The organism is Pseudomonas sp. ICMP 8385 (genome assembly GCF_002699915.1).
Lineage (GTDB): Bacteria > Pseudomonadota > Gammaproteobacteria > Pseudomonadales > Pseudomonadaceae > Aquipseudomonas > Aquipseudomonas gessardii.
Genome location: NZ_LKBY01000162.1, coordinates 1 through 6,415 on the forward strand (window position 1 = coordinate 1; position 6,415 = coordinate 6,415).

A 6,415-nucleotide genomic window follows, 5' to 3' on the forward strand; every position below is an offset into this window, starting at 1 on the left:
CTGCATTACGGCGACACGTTCAAGCTTGAGCAGGTAGAACCAACTGGTGCGTAGGCCCTGGCTTCCTATTGCTCAACTTTTAAGGCGTCACGGTGGAACCATGAGCAGATAAAAAGAAGATCAATGTGCACTGCCGTCGTTGATGTGAAGCGGGTTGGACCTACGTGGGGTATACCTGAAAATCGTATGGGGAATTCAGTCCCGGTTAGCGAACGAGGCCCTCACGTGCGTCTTTCATCAGGGTCCGAGCCATCAGCTCAATATGACCGTTTGTAGTACCGCAGTCCTTCACCTTCTTACGTCGATCCGGCATGCGCAGCAGTAGACAACTAAATCGCTATTGCGCTTGCGCTCAATGGGGAAGCCCTTGTAGTACGTAAGGCTGCTCGGGAGTCTGGAGTGGATCGCACCACCTCATTCTGCTGACGCCACCGGGATGTTGGCGCTTCCAGCCAGCGAAAACGATACCGAACTGGAGAATATCGTCGAGGCTGACGAGACCTACTTCTTGGAGTCCTTCAAAGGTCAGCGTGAGCTGCCACGCCAGGCCCGACATCGTGGCGGATGAGCCAAAAAACGCGGCCTGTCTGTCGAGCAAATCCCGGTGCTGGTCGTCCAGGATCGGCAAGGCAAGCATTATGATGCTGTCCTTCCTAAGGTTGATAAACAGACGCTAGGGAGCCTGCTGCCGCAATTGCTGCCCCCTGAGTCGGTGCTATGCACCGATGGTGCTGGCGTATATCTCGCAGTTACCAAGGCAGAAGCAATCGCGCATGAGCCGTTGAACCTGGCGCAGGGTGCGCGGGTCAGGCAACGCGTCTTTCATATCCAGCATGTGAACGCCTACGACTCGCGCTTGAAGCAGTGAATGCGCCGCTTCAATGGCGTAGCCACCTGCTATTTACCCAATTACTTGGGCTGGCGGCGATTACTGGAACGTGCTGGCAAAGATCTCAGTGCCGAGACCTGGCTCCGGCATGCCCCATGGGATAGCCCACGGCGAACGCGAACAGAGCCTAAATTTATTGGGTCAGTGAGAAAGATCAACCGTGACATAGGACAGTGGTAGAGAAAAATTTAGGTGATTATAGAGCGTCGGAGTGCTCCTTCTTAGTCGCTTTCCTAACGCTGGCCGCTATATTATTCTACGCAGCCGATTTGTAAGCGGATGGCGAACACATCTTTACTTCGCCCTCACATCGATCCGCTTCCAACTGCCATATAAGGCTCCGTCTCGCTAAGAGGAGTGAGTAGGTCGCGGGAGCGATGCGATCATTTGATCAAAGGCCGCCACCGCATATCTTCCATCAAGGCTTTTCAAGGTTGGCATTTCTGAAGGAAAACCGAATCGCACTCTGCCGGGAAGCACTTCATCCATAGCTGAGTACCAGGTCAGCAGAGCTTGTTGGAGGCGCACGTGTAGCTCGAATCTACTCCGTCGGCGGGTGGTGTCAGCTTTGGCTCGCTCTCGCGCGAGCTGAGGGTCTATGCGGCCAACAATGTAACAGTCAGCAAAGCCAATACGTCCTTGTGCGATCGTTTCTCTTGTGGCGTCCAACTCTATTTGCCAGTCGTGTTCGCTCGCCTCGCCGATCTGCCAAAGACTCCAAATGTAGTGGAGTTTGAGGGGGTCACTGTCACACAAAGCCCACGAAGAAATGTCTTCCATGGCCAGCGCCGTTTGCCAGCGATCCACGTTTCGCTCTGCCCAAAAAGCTGCTGCTCCAGCTGGATCCTTTATCCGATCCGGCTCGTTTTCAAAACGGCCGTTTTCAGGAATGACATGTTGCCCTCCATGCTTAGCGCACCAAGTGGTTTTCCCGCTGGCGCTGATACCTTCAACAACCAAAATCATCGTTATGACTACTCCGTTAATTGCGCCATCCTTGTAAGTCTCAAAGCATCGGGGGCTTACGTGGTTTCTGCCGCCACCCACTGATGCGGCAGCAGTTGCCCGATCTCACTCGCTCGTTGTGTCGGCAGCCGCATCAGCACATCTTTGAGATAGGCATACGGATCGTGCCCATTCAGCCGCGCCGACTGGATCAAACTCATGATTGCTGCTGCCCGTTTGCCGCTGCGTAGTGACCCGGCGAACAACCAGTTCGAGCGTCCAAGCGCCCACGGCCTTATCTGATTTTCGACCGCGTTATTATCTATGGGCACGGCGCCATCCTCGACATATCGAGTCAGTGCAGTCCAGCGCTTGAGACTGTAATCCAGAGCTTTGGCGATAGCCGACCCTTCGGGCACAAGGTCGCGCTGGGCCATCATCCAGGTATGTAGTGCGTCGATAATGGGCGCCCCTTTTTCCTGACGTATTCGCCAGCGATCTTCGTCGGTCATTTCCCGAGCTTGTCGTTCGATTTCGTACAAGCTGCCAATTGAGTGCAGCGCCTGTTCGGCCAGTTGGCTTTTGTTCGTTGCGTGCAGATCGAAAAACTTGCGGCGGGCGTGGGCCATGCAGCCGATTTCGGTGATGCCTTGCTGGAAGCTTGCTTTGTAGCCGGCGAAATCGTCGCACACCAGCTTGCCGTTCCACGGGCCAAGGAAGCTGCGTGCATGTTCGCCCGCACGGCTCGGACTGAAGTCGTAAACCACTGCCTTGAGCGCCGAAAACGGCGTAGTGCAGTAGGCCCAGACATAAGCACGATGGGTTTTCTTCTCACCCGGGGCGAGCATCTGTACCGGGGTTTCGTCTGCGTGGATCACGCCTTGGGCAAGTACCGCTTCGCGCAGCGCATCAACCAGGGGCTGGAGCTGCACACCGGTTTGGCCAACCCATTGCGCCAGTGTCGAGCGGGCGATAGCCAGGCCTGCGCGGCCAAAGATTTTCTCTTGCCGGTACAGCGGCAAATGGTCGGCGAATTTGGCCACCATCACGTGAGCCAGCAGCCCTGCGGTCGGTATACCCTTGTCGATTACCTGGGCCGGAACCGGTGCCTGAGTCAGCGTTTCACACTCGCGGCAGGCCCATTTCCCACGCACGTGTTGCTCGACGGTGAACACGCCCGGCGTGTAATCCAGCTTCTCGCTGACGTCCTCGCCGATCCGCTGGAGCTGGCAGCCGCAGGGGCATTGGGTGTTGTCGGGTTCGTGATAAATCACGGTGCGCGGAAATTGCGCAGGCAAAGGAACACGCTTGGGTTGCTTGCGTGGTTCGGCCGGCGCAGCCGGCGGATTCAACGCTTTCAGCTCGGCTTCGATGGCCGCGATGTCGGTATCAAGCAGGTCGTCGAGCAGGCTGCCCTGAGCAGGACTCAATTGCTCACTGCGCTTGGCAAACTTGTTACGTTTGAACCAGGCTATTTCGTGGGTGAGTTGCTCGATGATGGTTTGGTCGCGGTCGTTCTTCTTGCCCATCCTGTCGACTTGCTGCCCGAGAGAATCAACCTGCGACAGCAACTGCGCCGCGAATGCACGCAGTTGGTCGGGGGTCATCTGATCGAGGTTGGGCAAGGAAGTGTCGGGAGAGAGAATCAACCTGCGACAGCAACTGCGCCGCGAATGCACGCAGTTGGTCGGGGGTCATCTGATCGAGGTTGGGCAAGGAAGTGTCGGGTAGCCACAGATCATTACTGATCCGCAGCCCCCTCAGAACCGTACGTGCGAGTTTCCCCGCATACGGCTCAAGCTTACGAAAGAAGCCACAGATCATTACTGATCCGCAGCCCCCTCAGAACCGTACGTGCGAGTTTCCCCGCATACGGCTCAAGCTTACGAAAGCCAGTGCATCACTGGCCGGTTACGCGGAAGGTGGTTTTTTGCAAACCGTTATACTGAAGTGGCTTGTTGAGTCCCAGTTCATGGCACTGCAAGTGACAGTCGGGATGAAGCAGTGCGCGGTTTTCTAACTTATCAGAGCCGCCATCCACCCGCCTGACAACATGGTGATCATGCCAGCCGGTATCCTTGCTGATGGCATGCCCGCATAAGGCACATATACCCTGTTGCCGCCTGAAAAGGCTATGTATCTGCCGTCGATAACGAAGCTTGTGCAGCATCCGCTGAACCCTTAATGCCTCCCATTTGAACTCCTGTTCTGCATCGTACGGTTGATACGCAAGCGGTAAACGCTTGTGACGAACGATTGCGGTGTCCGCCAGCATGTATAGTTGGCGAAACCTTACCATCCCGTCGGGCCCCTTTAATGGGTGCACAAATGCCCGATGAATTTCGGAGCAGTAATATCGTCGCTTAATCCAGCCAACAGACTTCCTCGGATGCCGTCGCTTTGCCCACCTAAAAATACGCCAGAATATTAGATTATCCAGCTTACTAAAGGTGGCTTTCGCCACAACCGGGGAATGGTATTGTGCCCATCCTCGCAGTACAGGGTTAAGCCGTCCCATCAGTGCGTCTTGGGTAAGCGCTCCGCTATTTTTTATGATATCTCGCACTTTTCGGTAGAACGCTGATACATTTTTCTTCGAAGGCTTGATCATCAGCTTTGCTTTTCTTTTCGACGACTTCGGAACGTACTTCCTAAAATTCCACCCAAGAAAATCAAATCCTTGATGGATATGTACGATGTGCGTTTTATCCTGGGATAGCGCAACCCCACGTGCAAACAGGAATTGCTCAATCCAAGGCCTGACCTCGTTTTCAAGCAACTCTTTCGAGTTTGCCATTACCACAAAGTCATCTGCGTAGCGCACAACTTGAACTTTGGTTTTCTTAGCTACCAAGGCGCCAAAGCGCTTTTTCAAGTGGTCTTTTAGTAAAAATTCTAAACCATTTAAGGTGGCGTTTGCGAGGCAGGGCGAAATGATACCGCCTTGTGGCGTACCTGCGTCCGTAGCAACGAAATGCGCTTGGTCAACAACCCCGGTTTTCAGCCATTTTCGCAATATCGTCTTATCCATAGGGATATTTTGACATAGCCAATCATGACTGATGTTATCGAAGAAACCTTTGATGTCCCCTTCCAAAATCCATGTAGGGGCCACTTGAGGTGCCAGCAAATGGAACAGCTCTACCATCGCATCGGCCGTCGAGCGATCTGGTCGAAAGCCGTAGCTGCGAGGATCGCTCTGGCTCTCTACGACGGGTTCAACCGCCATTAGATGAAGCGCTTGCATAGCCCTGTCCAACATCGTCGGAATTCCGAGTGGACGTTTCTCCTGTCTCCCAGGTTTGGGTATCCACACCGCCATTAGATGAAGCGCTTGCATAGCCCTGTCCAACATCGTCGGAATTCCGAGTGGACGTTTCTCCTGTCTCCCAGGTTTGGGTATCCACACCCGCCTCAAAGGTTTAGAACAGTAACCCCGCCTCCTCGAGAGGAGTTTCACACCTCGAAGTTTGGCTAACGGCGTCTCCCATGTTTCACCATCACCCGCCTCAAAGGTTTAGAACAGTAACCCCGCCTCCTCGAGAGGAGTTTCACACCTCGAAGTTTGGCTAACGGCGTCTCCCATGTTTCACCATCGATCCCTGGGGTGCGGCGCCCTCGGTTCTCCGTTACTCGCCGCACGGCTAAACACCGACTATGGAACGAGTGGATTAACAACCGTTGAAGACGCTTCACCTTTCGCCAGTCCGCCTTCCTTGTTGCCTGCGCGATTTTCAACTGCGTTTTCCGAACGGAAGCTTGAATTGTTGCCCAGTCTAGACCGGGCCAACTCACGGAGCCGTCCAAGGACGTAGACGCAACCGAAGTTGACGGTTGGGTATTCATACAGTCCTGTTCGAGTTTATAGATTATTTCCACAGATACTCTTAATGTGTTTCCGCGTAATACTTCGTAATTCGATGGAATCAACAGTTTCTATGCGCTCGTAAACCAGATGCACGTCAGCCAGGGTTGCCCCTGCCGGTAATGTTAAAACCGGTATGCCGCCCGTTACAGGCGGCCCTTCGCTTTTTGCATCCTCCTATTCCCCACACCCATCAACGTCCCTTGCGGAAAGTCTGCCTTCCTGATTTCTCTGAGAAGGCGAGTGGTCGGGATTGCCACGTTCCCTGAGTCGCATCAATTCGCTGGTTAGGCTTCGTCTATCCCCCGACAGCGTTCGTAGTACCGCATCCCTTTGCATGACAGGAATGACTTGCTGTAATGCCTATTTGGCTGGGGCCGATAATTGCCGTAGGCCCGACAATCCTAACGAGGGTTCTGTCGACGATTCACATATGTTAGCCATGCAGGTTGGGTCACTAGCCTCCGCACTACCGTGCAACTCGGTTGTCCCGCACATCCCGTTACCGGCCTGCGCGCTCTTGCGAGAGAGACATTGTTGATCGGGCTTCACACACCAAGATTAGCTCCTGACGCATGCCGATCTAGTGAACTGATGGATACACATCAGGCTCGGTACCCCATAAAGCAGGGCTGAGCAATGAGACTCAGAGTTGCGACATGTACTCAATTGTTAACCTTTGATAGTGAGTACACGGTCTCGTGTCGCACCATGCC

The 6,415-nt window shown here is 54.2% G+C and carries 2 protein-coding genes and 2 pseudogenes; 1 reads left to right on the forward strand and 3 read right to left on the reverse strand.

The genetic code is table 11. From position 1 onward, the window contains the following. Nucleotides 1-366 precede the first annotated feature (366 nt). Nucleotides 367-982, forward strand: a pseudogene (locus tag AO268_RS32575) (IS1595 family transposase); the annotation flags it as partial. 255 nt (nt 983-1,237) lie between these two features. Here the strand turns inward: AO268_RS32575 and AO268_RS31085 are convergent. From AO268_RS31085 to ltrA, 3 genes and pseudogenes are all read right to left on the reverse strand, one after another. Further along, nucleotides 1,238-1,855 (reverse strand): hypothetical protein, encoded by a 618-nt coding sequence (locus AO268_RS31085; RefSeq protein ID WP_099170810.1) that lies wholly within the window; start codon nt 1,853-1,855, stop codon nt 1,238-1,240. Between the two features lie 56 nt (nt 1,856-1,911). After that, entirely contained in the window at nt 1,912-3,441 is a 1,530-nt protein-coding gene (gene tnpC, locus AO268_RS31090; RefSeq protein WP_099170813.1) for an IS66 family transposase, read from the reverse strand. Between the two features lie 293 nt (nt 3,442-3,734). Beyond that, nucleotides 3,735-5,623, reverse strand: a pseudogene (ltrA, locus tag AO268_RS31095) (group II intron reverse transcriptase/maturase); the annotation flags it as partial. Nucleotides 5,624-6,415 lie beyond the last annotated feature (792 nt).